Source organism: Arthrobacter sp. E44 (assembly GCF_041877125.1).
In the GTDB taxonomy this organism is placed as follows: Bacteria; Actinomycetota; Actinomycetes; order Actinomycetales; family Micrococcaceae; genus Arthrobacter.
The window spans coordinates 44,823-59,907 of sequence record NZ_JBHDJA010000022.1 but is presented as its reverse complement, the minus strand read 5'-3'; the positions used below and the strand labels follow the sequence as shown (position 1 = coordinate 59,907).

The 15,085-nt window shown below is 68.0% G+C and carries 18 protein-coding genes and 1 riboswitch; of the genes, 1 reads left to right on the top strand and 17 read right to left on the bottom strand.

Annotated features, from left to right (window positions below; translation table 11 throughout):
- Nucleotides 1-41 precede the first annotated feature (41 nt).
- The 5 genes from trpC to hisI form a co-directional block, all read right to left on the bottom strand.
- On the bottom strand, nt 42-863 hold the full coding sequence (trpC, locus tag ACETK3_RS17475) for an indole-3-glycerol phosphate synthase TrpC (protein ID WP_236802119.1): 822 nt from the start codon (nt 861-863) through the stop codon (nt 42-44).
- Nucleotides 863-1,150, bottom strand: a complete 288-nt coding sequence (locus ACETK3_RS17470) for an HGxxPAAW family protein (protein ID WP_236802118.1) — start codon at nt 1,148-1,150, stop codon at nt 863-865. Before ACETK3_RS17470 ends, trpC begins: the two co-directional genes overlap by 1 nt.
- 105 nt (nt 1,151-1,255) lie before the next feature.
- A complete protein-coding gene (locus ACETK3_RS17465; protein ID WP_236821834.1) occupies nt 1,256-1,936 on the bottom strand; it encodes a Trp biosynthesis-associated membrane protein in 681 nt (226 codons plus the stop codon).
- Nucleotides 1,936-3,498 carry an anthranilate synthase component I gene (locus tag ACETK3_RS17460; protein WP_236802116.1) on the bottom strand — a complete coding sequence of 521 codons (1,563 nt, stop codon included), beginning with the start codon at nt 3,496-3,498 and terminating at the stop codon, nt 1,936-1,938. The genes ACETK3_RS17465 and ACETK3_RS17460 overlap by 1 nt, the downstream gene beginning before the upstream one ends.
- A 109-nt stretch (nt 3,499-3,607) precedes the next feature.
- Complete coding sequence (gene hisI / locus ACETK3_RS17455) at nt 3,608-4,048, bottom strand: phosphoribosyl-AMP cyclohydrolase (RefSeq protein ID WP_236802115.1); 441 nt, start codon at nt 4,046-4,048, stop codon at nt 3,608-3,610.
- A 111-nt stretch (nt 4,049-4,159) separates the two neighbouring features.
- Between hisI and ACETK3_RS17450 the strand changes: the two genes are divergently transcribed.
- Nucleotides 4,160-4,804, top strand: a complete 645-nt coding sequence (locus ACETK3_RS17450) for a TIGR03085 family metal-binding protein (protein WP_236802836.1) — start codon at nt 4,160-4,162, stop codon at nt 4,802-4,804.
- Between the two features lie 50 nt (nt 4,805-4,854).
- Here ACETK3_RS17450 and hisF read toward each other — a convergent pair whose 3' ends face one another.
- The 12 genes from hisF to def form a co-directional block, all read right to left on the bottom strand.
- Nucleotides 4,855-5,631, bottom strand: a complete 777-nt coding sequence (gene hisF / locus ACETK3_RS17445) for an imidazole glycerol phosphate synthase subunit HisF (RefSeq protein ID WP_373993259.1) — start codon at nt 5,629-5,631, stop codon at nt 4,855-4,857.
- A gap of 42 nt (nt 5,632-5,673) precedes the next feature.
- Entirely contained in the window at nt 5,674-6,534 is an 861-nt protein-coding gene (hisG, locus tag ACETK3_RS17440; RefSeq protein WP_142134150.1) for an ATP phosphoribosyltransferase, read from the bottom strand.
- A gap of 91 nt (nt 6,535-6,625) precedes the next feature.
- On the bottom strand, nt 6,626-6,889 hold the full coding sequence (locus tag ACETK3_RS17435) for a phosphoribosyl-ATP diphosphatase (protein ID WP_236821832.1): 264 nt from the start codon (nt 6,887-6,889) through the stop codon (nt 6,626-6,628).
- Nucleotides 6,890-6,990: 101 nt separating this feature from the next.
- A complete protein-coding gene (gene ribH / locus ACETK3_RS17430) occupies nt 6,991-7,479 on the bottom strand; it encodes a 6,7-dimethyl-8-ribityllumazine synthase (protein ID WP_018770776.1) in 489 nt (162 codons plus the stop codon).
- A 32-nt stretch (nt 7,480-7,511) separates the two neighbouring features.
- Complete coding sequence (gene ribA, locus ACETK3_RS17425; protein WP_236802114.1) at nt 7,512-8,246, bottom strand: GTP cyclohydrolase II; 735 nt, start codon at nt 8,244-8,246, stop codon at nt 7,512-7,514.
- A complete protein-coding gene (gene ribB, locus ACETK3_RS17420) occupies nt 8,243-8,986 on the bottom strand; it encodes a 3,4-dihydroxy-2-butanone-4-phosphate synthase (protein ID WP_373993258.1) in 744 nt (247 codons plus the stop codon). Before ribB ends, ribA begins: the two co-directional genes overlap by 4 nt.
- Nucleotides 8,983-9,645: a riboflavin synthase gene (locus ACETK3_RS17415; protein WP_236802113.1), complete on the bottom strand. Its 663-nt coding sequence runs from the start codon at nt 9,643-9,645 to the stop codon at nt 8,983-8,985. Before ACETK3_RS17415 ends, ribB begins: the two co-directional genes overlap by 4 nt.
- On the bottom strand, nt 9,645-10,784 hold the full coding sequence (gene ribD / locus ACETK3_RS17410; RefSeq protein ID WP_373993257.1) for a bifunctional diaminohydroxyphosphoribosylaminopyrimidine deaminase/5-amino-6-(5-phosphoribosylamino)uracil reductase RibD: 1,140 nt from the start codon (nt 10,782-10,784) through the stop codon (nt 9,645-9,647). Before ribD ends, ACETK3_RS17415 begins: the two co-directional genes overlap by 1 nt.
- A 185-nt stretch (nt 10,785-10,969) precedes the next feature.
- A riboswitch (FMN riboswitch) is annotated at nt 10,970-11,119 on the bottom strand.
- A gap of 39 nt (nt 11,120-11,158) precedes the next feature.
- The gene (rpe, locus tag ACETK3_RS17405) at nt 11,159-11,836 is read right to left on the bottom strand and encodes a ribulose-phosphate 3-epimerase (RefSeq protein ID WP_306969762.1); all 678 of its coding nucleotides are present in this window, start codon (nt 11,834-11,836) and stop codon (nt 11,159-11,161) included.
- 82 nt (nt 11,837-11,918) lie between these two features.
- Complete coding sequence (locus ACETK3_RS17400) at nt 11,919-13,547, bottom strand: RsmB/NOP family class I SAM-dependent RNA methyltransferase (RefSeq protein WP_306969764.1); 1,629 nt, start codon at nt 13,545-13,547, stop codon at nt 11,919-11,921.
- Nucleotides 13,544-14,464: a methionyl-tRNA formyltransferase gene (fmt, locus tag ACETK3_RS17395; protein WP_306969765.1), complete on the bottom strand. Its 921-nt coding sequence runs from the start codon at nt 14,462-14,464 to the stop codon at nt 13,544-13,546. Before fmt ends, ACETK3_RS17400 begins: the two co-directional genes overlap by 4 nt.
- On the bottom strand, nt 14,461-15,063 hold the full coding sequence (gene def / locus ACETK3_RS17390) for a peptide deformylase (protein WP_237430281.1): 603 nt from the start codon (nt 15,061-15,063) through the stop codon (nt 14,461-14,463). The genes fmt and def overlap by 4 nt, the downstream gene beginning before the upstream one ends.
- Between the last annotated feature and the right edge of the window lie 22 nt (nt 15,064-15,085).

Genomic DNA, 15,085 nt, shown 5'->3' with positions numbered 1-15,085 from the left:
CGCGGCCGGCTGGCGGCCCCACAGGATCAGGTTCGCGTGCCTCAGGCGCGGGCCGCGATGGCGGCGGCGCCCGCGGCAGTGAACTCGGCGATTCGTTCGCGCGGGGTCGCGTGGCTTACCAGCGCCTCGCCCACCAGTATGGCGTTGGCCCCGCTGGCGGCGTAATGCGTGACGTCGTCAGCGTCACGGACGCCGGATTCTGCGACCACGACGGCCTCAGCAGGGATCTTCCCCGCCAGTGAGGCAAAAACTGAACGGTCGACGTCGAGCGTCTTCAGGTTGCGCACGTTGACGCCGATGATGCGCGCCTTGGCCGCGACCGCACGCTCGATCTCTTCTTCCGTGTGCGTCTCCACCAGTACGTTCATGCCAAGTTCGTGGCTGAGGGCGCTGAACTCGGCGAGCTGGGCGTCGGAAAGGGCCGCCACGATCAGGAGGATGAGGTCGGCACCATGGGCTCGGGCTTCCCAAATCTGGTACTCGTCGAGGGTGAAGTCCTTGCGCAGCAAGGGGGTGTCGACGGCGGCACGAACGGCGTCCAGGTCGGCCAGCGACCCGTTGAAGCGGCGCTGCTCGGTGAGCACGCTGATGACGGAGGCACCGCCGTCGGCGTACTGCCGGGCGAGCGACGCCGGATCTCCGATGCTGGCGAGATCGCCCTTGGAGGGGCTGCGGCGCTTGATTTCGGCAATGACCTTCAGCTGTTCCCGGGTTGGGGAGCTTCCGCCGAGAGCCGCCCAGGCGTCGCGGGCAGGTGCCGCGGCCTGGGCCAGGTCCTTCAGCTCAGCCAAGGAAACGAGCCGCTTCCTGGCCTCCATATCCTCCCTGACACCGGCGTTGATGTCATCGAGAACAGTCGCCATCAGTGGCCGGAGTTCTTCAGCTTGCTGCCTTCGACGCCGTAGCCTGCCTTGCGCATGATGTAGCCGAGGATCAGGCCGACGACCATGACGACGGCACCGCCGATGAAGATGGGGGTGCTGGCGATGACGAATGCGATGGCTGCGATGAGTGCGCCTACGAGCATGACGATGACGCAGGTCCAGGCTGCCGGGCTGTTGCCGTGGCCCAGTTCCTGGCTGTGGTCAATGGCGCCGGGGGCAACCGTGCGGGTGCCTGACTTGGAAACGGACGCAGGTGCTTTGCTCATGGAAAATCTCCTCAGGATGGATACTGCTTACATTCTGCCATTTTTTGACTGCCGCCCGCGTACCGCCGGGCTTCAACGCCCGGCCCGGCGCTGGCAAACCCGGCCTTAAGTGGGGTCCTCGCCCCGGGAAAGCCGGTCCCAGCTGTCAATCTCGTCCACCGGGCCGGCCGGTGCAGCGCTGCCGGCGGTGGCCGGGGCGTCGTATTTGGTGCGCGTCTTCCAGTAGCGGGACGCGGGCAGGATCAACAGGGCCGCCAGGGCCAGCAGGCAGCCGGCGACGACGGCGAGCACGGGAAAGGCGGTGACCTCAACGTGGGCCTGGCTGCCGGAAACACCGGTGGCGCCTGCGATGGTTCCCTGCGCCGCGGCGAGGGGGTCGGCCAGGACCATGGCCGCGGCGGTCACCACGCCGGCTGAAGCAAGAAGGATGATGGCGGTGATGACCCAGCGGGCGATCCTGCCGGCGATGGCCGCGGCGAGGCCGCCGGCCAGCGCCACCAGGGCCAGGGCCGTCACGGTGGTGGCGGCCTTGCTGCCCTGCACCTGGATCGCGTTTTGGGTTGCTGCCGCCTGGCCCAGCTGGTTGGGGTCGAGTGTGGCCGTCATCCAGGTCTGCGTAGTGGTCCCGAAGGCGGCCAGGGCCAGGACGGTGATCAGCAGCACCACGTTGGACTTGCGCGCCCACACGGGCACAGCCCGGGACCTCGAGGACTCGGCCGCCTTCCCTGCCTGGCCTGGCTTACCTGCCTTACCTGGCTGGCCTGCGGCTACTCCGGAACCGGGCATCAGGACTCCGCCCCACCGGGGAGTGATTCCGCGGAGATGTTGTGCAGGGAGCCTGCCGTGTGCACCGCACGCAGCGGCGCGGCTGCCTTGTTGACGGTTTCCAGGGCCTCTGTGGGGTTCACGGAGTCGGCCACGATGCCGCCGCCGGCCTGGACGTACGCGCGCCCCTCCCGGATCAGGGCGGACCGGATGGCGATGGCCATGTCCATGTCACCGGCGAAGTCCAAATAGCCCACCACCCCGCCGTAGATGCCGCGGCGGTGCGGTTCCAGCTCGTCAAGGAGCCGCAGGGCGCGCGGCTTCGGCGCCCCGGAAAGGGTACCGGCCGGGAACGTGGCCTTTAGGACGTCGTACGCCTTGGCCTGCGGGGAGAGCGTGCCCACCACCGTGGACACCAGGTGCATGATGTGGCTGAAGCGCTCCACCTCCATGAACTGGGTGACATCCACGGTACCGGCAACACAGACCTTGGAGAGGTCGTTGCGGGAGAGGTCCACCAGCATCAGGTGCTCCGCGCGTTCCTTCTGGTCCGCCAGGAGTTCCTCGGCCAGGGCCTTGTCCGCTTCCACGGTCTTCCCGCGCGGACGGGAGCCCGCGATGGGGTGGGTGATGACTTCCTCGCCCGTCACCGTCACCAGTGCTTCCGGGGAGGACCCGACGATGGAGTACTCCCGGCCCTCGGCGTCGGCCAGGCTGAAGATGTACATGTACGGGCTGGGGTTGGTGTTGCGCAGCACGCGGTACACGTCCAGTGCGGACGCGTTGCATTCCATCTCGAACCGGCGCGAGATGACCACCTGGAAAACCTCGCCGTCCACGATGGCTTCCTTGCCGCGGTCCAGCGCTGCGAGGTATTCGGCTTCATCCCAGCGTTCCTGCACGCTGGAGGCAAAGTCCAGGGCCGCAGGCTCCAGCACGGAGACCGGCTGCACCACGGGCGCGCTGATCTTGGCCAGGAGTTCCTTGACCCGGGCCACGGCGTCGTGCCAGGCCTCGTCGACCCGCTCGGAGCTGTTGTCGAAGTTGATCGCGTTGGCGATCAACAGCACCGTGCCGTCCACATTGTCATGCACAGCCATGTCGGTGACCAGGTTAAGTGCCATTTCGGGCAGCTGCAGGTCGTCCTCGGGCGGGCTGACCAGCCGTTCCCAGTGCCGGACGGTTTCCCAGCCAAGGAAGCCCACCAGGCCGGAGGTGAAGGGCGGCAGTCCTTCGAAGCGGTCGGTACGCAGGGCGTCGATGGTGTCGCGGATGGCATCCACGGGGCTGCCGCTGACCGGCACACCGGCCGGGGGCTCGCCCAGCCAGTGCGCCTGGCCGTCCTTGGTGGTCAGGGTGGCGCGGGACCTGGCGCCGATGAAGGAGTAGCGGGACCAGGCTCCGCCCACCGCCGCCGATTCCATGAGGAACGTGCCGGGCTGGCCCTGCGCCAGCTTCCGGTACAGGCCGATGGGGGTCTCGGCGTCGGCCAGGACCTTGAGCCTGACGGGGATGACACGGCTGTGGCCGGCGAGTTCCCGGAATTCCTCAAGGCTCGGGCTGATGGTTCCAAGGTCCTGCATGGCTATGCTTGTCCGCCTGTTCTTCGAGAGCGCCGGCCGTGCCGGCACCTTGGGTGTGCTTGCTGGGTGGCTGCAGCCTCGATGGGGCCGGCCCGGGCAGCGGTTCTGCCTAGCCCGCCTGGCCTTCCACCACGGCCAGGTCCCTGCCGTCAAAGCAGGTCCGGGTGCCCGTATGGCACGCGGCACCCACCTGGTCGACGCGCACCAGCAGTGCGTCGCCGTCGCAGTCCATGGCCACGGATTTGACCCACTGGACGTGCCCCGAGGTGTCGCCCTTGCGCCAGTACTCCTGGCGTGAGCGGGAGTAGAACGTCACCCGGCCGGTGGTCATGGTGCGGTGCAGGGCTTCATCGTCCATCCAGCCGAGCATCAGCACTTCGTTGGTGTCGTACTGCTGCACCACTGCTGCCACCAGGCCTGCGGCGTCGCGCTTGAGTGCCGCGGCGATCCCTTCCGGAAGGGGGCTGGCGGAGGGCGCTTCAACGGACGACGACGGCACGTGAGGCACGTCGGGTCCTGCGGTTTGGACGGGGGTTGGCTGCTCAGACATCGGGTCAAGTCTAGTGCCTTCACGCACCCGCTCTCCTGTTGTGAACAACGGCACGCCACCGGCGCTCCAGTGCTGCCCAACTCCACAGCTCTCGTGCTAGTTTCACAAGTGATGCATTTCGTCGAACCGTCCCGAGAAGTCCTGGCCGAAACCCTGCTTGCGGCGGGCCCTGATGCGCCAACGCTGTGCAAGGGCTGGCGCACCAGGGACCTTGCCGCGCACCTGTACCTGCGCGAGCGCAAGGCTGCCGTCGGTCTCGGCCTGGTGATCAAGCGGCTGGCCAAGGCATCGGACCAGGCCACGGCCAAGCTGGCTGCCAAGCTCACCGGCAGCGACGACTACGCCCGGCTGGTAAACACCTTCCGCGCGGGCCCGCCCGCGCTCTCTCCGATGAGCATCAAGGCGCTGGACGAAAGCGCCAACCTGATCGAGTACTTCGTGCACACCGAGGACGTCCGGCGCGCCGTGGACCGGTGGGCCCCCAGGGCACTCGATGAGGCCTACTCCGACGCGCTGTGGGACGAACTGGTGAAGCGCGCCGCCATCCTGTACCGCGGCGTGGACCTTGGCATTGTGCTGGTGCGCCCGTCCGGCCCCCGCCACGTCGCCAAGCGCGCGCCTGTTTCCGTGGCCATTGTCGGCGAGCCGGGCGAACTGCTGATGCACGCCCACGGCCGCACCCGCCACGCCCTGGTCACCTTCGAAGGCCAGCCGGACGCCGTCGCCCTCCTCCAGTCAGCCGAAGTAGGGCTCTAGAGAAGAAGGCCGGGTCACCTCAGTGACCCGGCCTTGTTTTTCCGTGGGAACTACCGTACTTCGAAGCCTGCTTCGCGGATGGCGTCCTTGACCTGGTGCATCATGTTGTCCGGGCCCCAGTGGAAGATCGATGCGGCCAGGACTGCGTCCGCGCCGGCCGCTACTGCGGGCGGGAAGTGGGCAGGCTCCCCTGCCCCGCCGGAGGCGATGATGGGGACCTTGACGGCGGCCCGGACCAGCTTGATGAGCTCGAGGTTGAAGCCGTCCTTGGTGCCGTCGGCGTCAATGGAGTTCAGCAGGATCTCCCCCACCCCCCGGTCCGCAGCTTCCCTGGCCCACTCGATCGCGTCGATCCCGGTGCCGGTGCGCCCGCCGTGGGTGGTCACTTCGAATCCCGACGGCGTGGGCTGGGATCCCGGGCGGGTGCGCCGGGCGTCGACGGACAGGACGAGCACCTGGGAACCGAAGTGCCGGGTGATCTCGTCGATGACGTCGGGCCGGGCCACGGCCGCGGTGTTGATCGAGGCCTTGTCGGCGCCGTAGCGCAAGAGCTTGTCCACTTCGGCCACGCCGCGGACGCCGCCGCCCACGGTCAGGGGGATGAAGACTTCCTCGGCGGTGCGACGGACCACGTCGAAGGTGGTCTCGCGGTTGCCGGAGGATGCCGTGACGTCGAGGAACGTCAGTTCGTCGGCACCGGCATTGTCGTAGCGGTGGGCGAGCTCCACGGGGTCGCCGGCGTCCCGGAGGCCCTCGAAGTTGACGCCCTTGACCACGCGCCCGGCGTCGACGTCGAGGCAGGGAATGACTCGAACTGCTACTGCCATGGGAACTCCTGGATGTTCTGTGCTGCTGAAGGGTGCCGGTTGTCAGATGCGGCAGGCGTGGATGCTGCTGACCAGGATGGCGCGGGCGCCGAGGTCGTACAGCTCGTCCATGATCCGGTTGGTCTCCTTCTTGGGCACCATGGACCGGACGGCCACCCAGTCGGAGTCGCGCAGCGGCGAGACCGTGGGCGACTCGAGGCCGGGGGTCAGGCTGGCCGCTTTTTCCACCAGTTCCTTGCGGATGTCGTAGTCCATCAGCACGTACTGCCGTGCCACCAGGACGCCCTGGAGGCGGCGGATCAGGACTTCGATCTCCTTGGCCGTGCCGTTGGCGGCCCCGCCGTTGCCGGTGCGCCGGATCAGGACTGCTTCGGATTTGAGGATGGGGTCGCCGAAGATTTCCATTCCGGCGGCCTTCAGGGTGTTGCCGGTTTCCACGACGTCGGCGATGGCGTCGGCGACCCCGAGGCGGACGGAGGATTCGACGGCGCCGTCCAGGCGGACCACCTTGGCGTTGATGCCGCGCTCGGCAAGGTAGTTCCGGAGCAGGCCGTCGTAACTAGTGGCCAGGCGCTTGCCTTCCAGCTCCGCGGCGGAGCTGAAGTCGCCTACCGGGCCGGCGAAGCGGAAGGTGGAGGCGGCGAATCCCAGCGGAAGCAGCTCTTCGGCTTCCACCTCGGCATCCAGCAGCAGGTCGCGGCCGGTGATGCCGACGTCGAGCGTTCCCTGCCCCACGTACACGGCAATGTCGCGGGGGCGGAGGAAGAAGAACTCGATGTCATTGTCGGGGTCCACCATGACCAGCTCGCGGCTGTCGCGCCGCTGGCGGTATCCGGCTTCGGAGAGCATGGCGGAGGCGGCTTCGGACAGGGAGCCTTTGTTGGGGACGGCTACTCGCAGCATGGGAAGTACTTTCTGGATTTAGAGTTGTCTAGGTGTTCAAGCAGTGCAGGCCACGGCAGGAACCGGCGGCAAAAACGCGCCGGACCGGTGGCTACAGATGCTTGTAGACGTCTTCCAGGGTCAGGCCTTTGGCGAGCATCAGAACCTGCAGGTGGTACAGCAGCTGGGAGATTTCCTCGGCCGCGGCTTCATCGGATTCATATTCGGCAGCCATCCAAACCTCGGCTGCTTCCTCAACGACTTTTTTGCCGATGCCGTGAACACCGGACTCCAATTCAGCGACGGTGCGGGAGCCTTCCGGGCGGGCGGCTGCCTTCTCGCTGAGCTCAGCGAACAGCGTCTCGAAATTCTTCACGCCCTCCAGCCTACTTGCTGCGGCCGCACGGGCGCTTCCCGGGCCCTTGCATGACGGGCGCGATGTGAGGGAATACACACCGCACCCGTCCGCTGCAGCGTTTAGCTGCGGTACTGCTTGAGGACGACGGCGGTGGCCAGCGCTGCGGTCACGGCTTCGTGGCCCTTGTCTTCCTTGGAGCCGGGGAGCCCGGCGCGGTCCAGGCCCTGCTGTTCGTTGTCGCAGGTGAGCACACCAAAGCCCACCGGCACTCCGGTGGAGACGCTGACGTCGGTCAGGCCCGACGTCGCGGCCTGGCAGACGTAGTCGAAGTGCGGGGTTCCGCCGCGGATCACGACGCCGAGGGCAACGACGGCGTCAAAGTGCGGTGCCAGCCGCGCGGCAGCCACCGGAAGCTCAAAACTGCCGGGAACGCGCAGGACGGTGGGCTCGGCGATGCCGGCGTCCTTGGCCGCCCGGAGCGCGCCGTCCAGGAGCCCGTCCATGATCTGGGTGTGCCAGCTGGCTGCGATGATCGCCAGCTTCAGCTGTGAGGTTTCGGCCGGGTTGAGGGTGCTCAGGTCAATGTCGGGGGCGCCGTGTCCGCTCATGGGTTCTTCTGTTCCGTTCGTTCTTGAAGACGTCAGTCTTGTTCGTGGTCGTAGGGGGCTTCGGGGGCCGGCACGGAAACGGGGGCCGCCTGCGTGTCCAGCAGCAGGCGGTGTTCCATGCGGTCCTTCTTGGTGCGCAGGTACCGGATGTTCTGTTCGCGGGACGGCACCTCGGTGGGCACCATTTCCACGACCTTCACCCCGGCCTTGGCCAGCCTGTTCTGCTTGTCCGGGTTGTTGCTCAACAGCCGCACCTCATGCAGCCCCATCTCGGCGAGGATCTGGGCCGCGGCCTTGTAGCACCGGGCGTCAACGGGCAGGCCCAGCTGCTCATTGGCTTCCACGGTGTCGAAGCCAGCTTCCTGCAGCGCATAGGCCTTGATCTTGTTGGCCAGCCCGATGCCGCGGCCTTCCTGGCCCCGGAGGTAGAGCAGGGTGCCGCCGTTGTCCCGGATCAGTTCCAGTGCGAAGGCAAGTTGTTCACCGCAGTCGCAGCGGTAGGAACCGAAGACATCGCCGGTCAGGCACTCGGAGTGCAGGCGCACCAGGGGAGCTTTTCCGTCGGTGGGAGGGTTGGGGGAACTGACGGCGAGGTGCTCAACGCCGGTCACGAGGTCCGTCCATGCCTGGGCTACGAAGTCGCCAAAGGCGGTGGGGAGTTGGACGATGGGCCCTCCGCTGACGGGATGGGGCGCTTCACCGGACACCGCGTGGGGCTTCCGGTGGCCGTCCTGGTGGCTGTCGTCGCTGGCTGCCGCTGCCGTCATGGCTTCTCCTTCTCTTCGCCCGGGACCGCCCGGGCATCCTCCTGCGGGACTCCCCCGGCCCCGGCTTCAAGATACGCCACCAGGTCCTCGATGGAGATCAGGGGGCATCCATGTTCAGCTGCGAACGAACGGAGCCCGTCCAGGCGCATCATTTCACCGTCGTCGTACACCACTTCCGCGATCACCCCGACAGGCTCCAGGCCTGCCAGGCGGCACAGGTCCACCGCGGCCTCCGTATGGCCCTGGCGTTCCCGCACACCTCCGTCAACTGCCCGGAGCGGGAAAATATGCCCCGGCCGGGTCACGGATGCCGGACCGGCATTCGGGTCCGCGAGGACGCGGGCGGTCAGGGCCCGGTCGGTGGCGGAGATTCCCGTGCTGACACCGGTGGCGGCGTCACAGGACACGGTGTAGGCGGTGCCCTTCGCGTCCTCGTTGACGGCCGTCATGGGCGGCAGGGCCAGGGCATCGGCACGGACTCCCGTCAACGGCACGCAGATGACGCCGGAGCTGTAGCGGATGGTCCAGCCCATCAGTGCCGGCGTGGCGTGTTGGGCGGCGAAGATAATGTCGCCTTCGTTTTCGCGGTCCTCGTTGTCCACCACCAGAACGGGGTGGCCGGCGGCCATGGCGCGCACGGCGTCCTCGATGGTGTCCAGTCCCCTGGCCGGTGCGGCCGGCGCTGCGGCGGACACCAGATCGGCGGCAACCTGGGATTCCAGGTGTACTGCGGCGTTCACCGGGCACCTCCGGCAATTGCGGCTTCGCCGGCGGAGGTTGCTTCGCCTGCGCCGCGGAAGGCAAGCAGGCGTTCGGTGTATTTGGCCAGCACATCCACTTCCAGGTTCACCCGGCTGCCGGTGGTCTTGGTGCCCAGACCGGTTTCGGCCAGGGTGGTGGGAATCAGGCCCACTTCGAACCACGGCTCCTGCTCGGCTGCCGGGCTGACTGCCGTCACCGTGAGGGAGACGCCGTCGATGGCGATGGAGCCCTTCTCGGCGATGTAGCGGGCCAGGTTGGCGGGCACGCCAAAGCGCAGCCGCTCCCAGTTGCCCTGGGGTTCGCGTTCCAGCAGGACGCCGACGCCGTCCACGTGTCCCTGCACCACGTGCCCGTCCAGGCGGCCGCCGGCGGGAACGCAGCGCTCCAGGTTCACGGTGTCCCCGGCGGTAAGCTCGCCGATGGTGCTGCGGACCAGGGTTTCGCCCATGACGTCCACGCTGAAGTCCTTGCCGTCAATCGCTGTTGCCGTGAGGCAGACCCCGTTGACGGCGATGGAGCCACCCAGTGCCAGGCCCTCGGTCGAGCCGGGCGCGTGCAAGCGGAGGGTGGCGCTGGTGTCGCCGTCACGCTCCACGGACAGCACCTGCCCCTGCTCGGCAATAATTCCGGTGAACATCAGTAGCCTCCCTGGGCTTGCTCCGCGGTGGCGCGGGTTGGTTGGTGGTCGAGTGCAACTTTGCGCTGCGGTCTCAGGTGCAGTCGAAGGTCCCGGCCCAGCGTACGGACAGCGCCGCCGTCGGACGGGTCCCATTCCCACTGCTGGGCGTCCGGGAGGCTGGTGATGCCGAGCCCGTTCAATGAGGGGGTGCCGGATCCCAGCAGGGTTGGCGCCAGGTACACAATGAGTTCATCCACCAGGCCTGCGGCGAGGAAGGAGCTCAGGATGCTGGAGCCGCCCTCCACCATGACGTGGCGGGTGCCGGCGTCGTAAAGCATGGACAGCGCCTCGCGCGGGTCGCGGGTGGGAAGGTGCACGGCCAGGCCGTCGTCGCCGTGGATGGCGGCGTCCGCCGGAATTCCGCGGAGCCCCATGACGGCCCGGACGGGCTGTTTGGGCGAGGGATTGCCTGAAGCGTCCCTGGCGGTCAGCCGGGGGTTGTCCACCAGCACGGTCTGGGTACCTACCAGGATGGCGTCGATGCGGCTGCGGATCCCGTGGTTGTCCGCAAGGGACTCGGGGCTGGAGATCCATTGGCTGGTGCCGTCTTCCGCGGCGATCCGGGCGTCCAGCGTCTGGGCGATGTGGACGGTGACGAAGGGGCGCTTGGCGGCCACGGCCTCGAACCACTGGCGGTTCAGGTCCAGCGCTTCCTCGGCGCCAAGGCCGCTCCTGACCCGGATGCCCGCCGCGCGCAGGGTTGCGGCGCCGCCGGCGGCGGGGTCGTGGGGGTCGTCAACGGCGTAGACGACGTCGGTGATCCCCGCGGCGATGATCGCCTCCGTGCACGGGCCAGTGCGGCCTACGTGGTTGCAGGGTTCCAGCGTGACCACCATGGTGCAGCCGGAAAGATCCAGGCCGACGGCGGCAGCCTGGGCAATGGCGTCGGCTTCGGCGTGCGCGGTGCCGGCTCCGCGGTGGTAACCCGTTACGAGGTCCTTCCCGTCAGGACCGACGACGACTGCGCCCACCAGGGGGTTTGCACCGCGCGGTCCCTGGAGGGCTGCCTGGAGGGCATGATCCATGGCCCGGGTTTCGTCTGCGGTGAAGGCGGTGACCACCCCGGCGGCGGGGTGCAGTTCCACGGCGCCCGTCATGCGGCGGCCGTTGTTGGCAGCGCGGACGCGGGATGTGGGCCTGCCATCAAAGCGGCAGGAGTTTCGGCGTTAAAGAGCCATCGCTGGGGGTTCATTCGTGTGTCGTTCCTTCCCTGTCGAACCGCGATGGCTCCGGGGATACGACAGCAGAACGCTGCGCGGCGCAAGGCTGCACAGATACAGCTGTACGTGCTTCTCTCATCCAGACTTTAACTGTCGGTACCGGAATTCCACCGGTTCAACCGTCCGCCGGGATCCCCCTGAAGAGAACACCGGCTCGCGGGTCGCGGACTGTCACCGCCGGTTCGGACTTACACCGACCCCGGAGCACGTATGTGTGTTGTTATTGTGCCACAACCTGCAGGGGCTCCCGGTTATTCCGTCGCCGCACGTAATGTCCGCGCACCCTTGGCGCGCAGCAGGTCGATGGCGGCGGCGGGATCGTCCGCGCCGTAAACGGCGGAGCCTGCCACGAAGACATTGGCGCCGGCCTCAGCGGCGCGCTCAATGGTTTCCTCGGTGATGCCGCCGTCCACCTGGATGGCCACGGCAGCCCCTGATCCGTCCACGGCTGCGCGGGCCCTGCGGATCTTGGGCAGGGTGACGTCCAGGAAGGCCTGGCCGCCGAAGCCTGGCTCCACCGTCATAATGAGCAGCATGTCCAGCTCGGACAGCATGTCCAGGTACTGCTCAACCGGCGTGGCAGGCCGCAGGGCCATCCCCGCCTTGGCTCCCCTGCTGCGCAGCTCCCGGGCCAGCTTGATGGGTGCAATGGAGGCCTCGGCGTGGAACGTCACCGACGCCAGGCCCGCGTCGGCGAACCCGGGTGCCCAGCGGTCGGCATCGGCAATCATGAGGTGGGCGTCGAGCGGAACCGGGCTGACGGCCTGGATCCGCTCGACGACGGGAAGCCCGATGGTCAGGTTGGGGACGAAGTGGTTGTCCATGACGTCTACGTGCACGGCGTCGGCATTGCTGATCCGCTGAAGTTCGGCTTCAAGGTTGACGAAGTCGGCGGAGAGGATGCTCGGGTTGATGCAGCATTGCGTCAAGGGTGTGCCTTTCGCTGAAGGTGCGGTGGTCCCGCGGACAAATACGTCGGTGGGTTGAAAGCTGCACGGGTTTTCCTCCCGTTCAGGCCTTCTTCTTGATCAGGGCCAGGAACATGGCGTCGGTGTGGTGGATGTGGGGCCAGAGCTGGGCCGTCATGTCGTGCCCGGCCTCAAGGCTTCCGGTCAGGCTGACCGCGTCAAGGGCGGCGCCGGCGTCGAGGAGTTCCAGGTCATCGCGCTTGCGCAGGACGTCCGCCACCACAGCAGTGGTCTCCGCCGGATGCGGTGAACAGGTCACGTACGCCACCACTCCCCCGGGACGGACTGCCGCAAGGGCGGAGGCCAGCAGTTCGCGCTGCAACGGGCCGAGGTCCGTGATGTCCTTGGGCGAGCGCCGCCACCGGGACTCCGGCCGGCGCCGCAGTGCTCCCAGGCCGGTGCAGGGAACGTCCACCAGCACTCGGGTGTACCGTTCCGGCTGCTCGGCCCCCACGTCCCGGCCGTCACCGGTGCGGACCTGCCAGGTGTCGTGCGGAACTGCAGACAACGCCTGGCTGACGAGCTTTGCCCTGTGCGGCGCGGGTTCGTTCGCCAGCAGTGTGGCACCGCGCTGGTGTGCCAGGGCGCCAAGGAGCGCAGCTTTTCCACCGGGTCCCGCGCAGAGGTCCAGCCAGGCCTCCTTTGTTGAGCCGGGGGCTGTGCGGTCTGCGCCTGCACGGTCCGCCGCCCCGCCGAGGTCCACGGCAGCAAGGGCCCTGGCCACCAACTGGGACCCAACGTCCTGCACCCGCGTGGTGCCGGCCCGCACGGACGCGAGGCGGCCCAGGTCCCCGCCGCTGGAGAGCGCGGAGCCTTCCACCAGTTCGCCGGGGGCGGCACCGTTTTCCAGGGCTTCGTCCAGGCTGCCCAGCCCGGGCAGGGCCACCAGGTTGACCACCGGGGCGGCATTGTCGGCTTCCAGCAGGCCGTCGATTTCGGTGGCGGGCCTGCCGTGTGCCACAAGCGACTGGCGCATGGCCCGCACGATCCACTCGGGGTGGGCGAACCGCAGCGCGGCAATCTTCGTCTGGTCGGTTTCGCCCTCCACCAGCAGGTCCAGCCATTCTTCAAGGGTGCGGGCGGACACCTTGCGCAGGACGGCGTTGATCAAGGCGGAGGGACCGGCGCCAATGACTGCACGGGCCAGCCCCACGGTCTGGTCCAGCGCCGCGTGCGCCGGGACCCGCATGGCCAGCAGCTGGTGCGCGCCGATGCGGAGGGCGTCCAGGACGGCGGGATCGAGTTGGGACAGGGGCCGGTCCACGCAGCGTGCCAGGATGGCGTCGTAGGTGCCCTGGCCGCGCAGGGCCCCGTAGCTCAGCTCGGTGGCAAAGCCGGCGTCCCGCTTGTCCAGGTGGTGGTGCCGGATGCGGGCGGGCAGCACCAGGTTGGCGTAGGCGTCCTCCTGGGCCACGGCGCGAAGGACTTCGAAGGCCACCAGGCGCGCGGGGTCGGCGCGCCTGGTCCGCTGCGACGGCGCCTGCTCGGTGAAGTTCCGTTTGGGCCCGCGGTTGCGTTCCCGTCCCTGGGCATTGCGCCTGCTGGTGTCCGGAGGTCCGCCCCTGCCGCGGCCACCGGCGGGTCCGCCGCTGCTGCCTTGGCCGTTCCTCCCGGCGCCACCCCGCCCTCCGGCGCTGCCTTGTCCGCCTGCGTTGCCGCCGGAGCTGCTCATTCGAACACCACACTTTCCAGAGAAGCCAGGCCGCGCGCCCAGTCGGCTGCGGCCATCATCTTTTTGCCGGCTGGCTGGATCCGGGTGAGTTCCACGGCGTGGGAACCTGTTCCAACCAGCACAGCTTTCCCGTGGAGCGCCACTGCGCCAGGAGCCAGGTGGGTCACCTCGGGGCGGAGCCGGACCGGCTCGAGTTTGACCCGTTGTCCGTCCAGCAGGGTCCAGGCGCCGGGCTCCGGGGTAACGCCGCGTGCCTGCCTACTGATGGCCAGCGCCGGATGGGCCCAGTTGAGATGGCCGTCCTCCAGGGTCAGCTTGGGCGCAAGCGACACCTCGCCGGCCTGCGGCTGGGGGGAGGCCTTTCCGGCGTCGATGGCCGACAGTGTCTGTGCCAGCAGCACCGCGCCGCTGTGGGAAAGCCGCTCCAGCAGGTCCCCTGCCGTGTCCTGGGGTTTGACGGCTTCCGTCAGGGTGCCGAAAACAGGGCCCGTGTCCAAGCCTTCCTCGAGTTGGAAGGTAACAGCACCGGTGACGTCGTCACCGGCCATGACGGACCGCTGGACGGGGGCGGCACCACGCCAGGCGGGCAGCAAAGAGAAATGCAGGTTGACCCAGCCGTGCCGCGGTATGTCCAAGGCTGCAGGTGGGACCAGGCCGCCGTAGGCGACGATGGCAGCAACGTCCGGCTGCACTGCGGAGATTTTGGCGATGGCCTCAGCGTCCAGGCGGGCTGCGTGGATGACGTCGATGCCAAGTTCAGCGGCCCGCTGCGCAACGGGCGACGGCGTCAGCACGCGTTTCCGGCCGATGGGTGCATCGGGGCGGGTCAGGACGGCGACGACTTCGAACCCGGCGTTGACGAGTGCGTCAAAGGATGGGACTGCGGCCGCGGGGGTTCCCGCAAAGAGGACCCTCACCCGGCTGCGCCGAAGCTGGCGCCGGGGGCGCTGTTTCCGCCAATGCTTGACCCGCCGAAACTCGACCCCACGCTCTTGGCGCGCTTGGCCGTGGTGCGTTCGGTCACGGCGTCATAGTTGGCGTTGCGGATGGACCGTAGTGCAGCCTTCCGGTCCTCGCCCTCAAGCCGGTCGGTGTAGAGGATGCCGTCCAGGTGGTCGTTTTCATGCTGGAAGCAGCGTGCCAGCATGCCCTCCCCTTCGATGGAGACGGGGTTGCCATGCATGTCCACGCCGGTGACCCGTGTGGACCGGAAGCGGCGGACCGGGAACCCGAGGCCCGGAATGGAGAGGCAGCCTTCCACATGGTCCGGCTGGTAGTCCCCGCTGTTCTCCAGGACCGGATTGATGATGTGTCCTTCGACGCCGTCGATGCGGTAGGTGAAGACGCGCTTGCTGACGCCGACCTGCGGAGCGGCAAGCCCGGCGCCGTCGACGTCCTCCATGGTCTCGGTCATGTCGGCGACCAGTTTGGCAAGCTCGGGTCCGAATTCCGTCACTGGATCGGCGACTGTGCGCAACACAGGATCGCCGATGATGCGGATATTCAGAATAGCCATGCGCTGTTTGTCCTCACGGTTG

Excerpts from the sequence above, each read along its gene's own strand:
- trpC (WP_236802119.1), bottom strand. The coding sequence starts at position 863 with ATGGCGACTGTTCTCGATGACATCAACGCCGGTGTCAGGGAGGATATG.
- ACETK3_RS17470 (WP_236802118.1), bottom strand. The coding sequence starts at position 1,150 with ATGAGCAAAGCACCTGCGTCCGTTTCCAAGTCAGGCACCCGCACGGTT.
- ACETK3_RS17465 (WP_236821834.1), bottom strand. The coding sequence starts at position 1,936 with ATGCCCGGTTCCGGAGTAGCCGCAGGCCAGCCAGGTAAGGCAGGTAAG.
- ACETK3_RS17460 (WP_236802116.1), bottom strand. The coding sequence starts at position 3,498 with ATGCAGGACCTTGGAACCATCAGCCCGAGCCTTGAGGAATTCCGGGAA.
- hisI (WP_236802115.1), bottom strand. The coding sequence starts at position 4,048 with ATGTCTGAGCAGCCAACCCCCGTCCAAACCGCAGGACCCGACGTGCCT.
- ACETK3_RS17450 (WP_236802836.1), top strand. The coding sequence starts at position 4,160 with ATGCATTTCGTCGAACCGTCCCGAGAAGTCCTGGCCGAAACCCTGCTT.
- hisF (WP_373993259.1), bottom strand. The coding sequence starts at position 5,631 with ATGGCAGTAGCAGTTCGAGTCATTCCCTGCCTCGACGTCGACGCCGGG.
- hisG (WP_142134150.1), bottom strand. The coding sequence starts at position 6,534 with ATGCTGCGAGTAGCCGTCCCCAACAAAGGCTCCCTGTCCGAAGCCGCC.
- ribH (WP_018770776.1), bottom strand. The coding sequence starts at position 7,479 with ATGAGCGGACACGGCGCCCCCGACATTGACCTGAGCACCCTCAACCCG.
- ribA (WP_236802114.1), bottom strand. The coding sequence starts at position 8,246 with ATGACGGCAGCGGCAGCCAGCGACGACAGCCACCAGGACGGCCACCGG.
- ACETK3_RS17415 (WP_236802113.1), bottom strand. The coding sequence starts at position 9,645 with ATGTTCACCGGAATTATTGCCGAGCAGGGGCAGGTGCTGTCCGTGGAG.
- ribD (WP_373993257.1), bottom strand. The coding sequence starts at position 10,784 with ATGACGGGCGCCGTGGAACTGCACCCCGCCGCCGGGGTGGTCACCGCC.
- ACETK3_RS17400 (WP_306969764.1), bottom strand. The coding sequence starts at position 13,547 with ATGAGCAGCTCCGGCGGCAACGCAGGCGGACAAGGCAGCGCCGGAGGG.
- def (WP_237430281.1), bottom strand. The coding sequence starts at position 15,063 with ATGGCTATTCTGAATATCCGCATCATCGGCGATCCTGTGTTGCGCACA.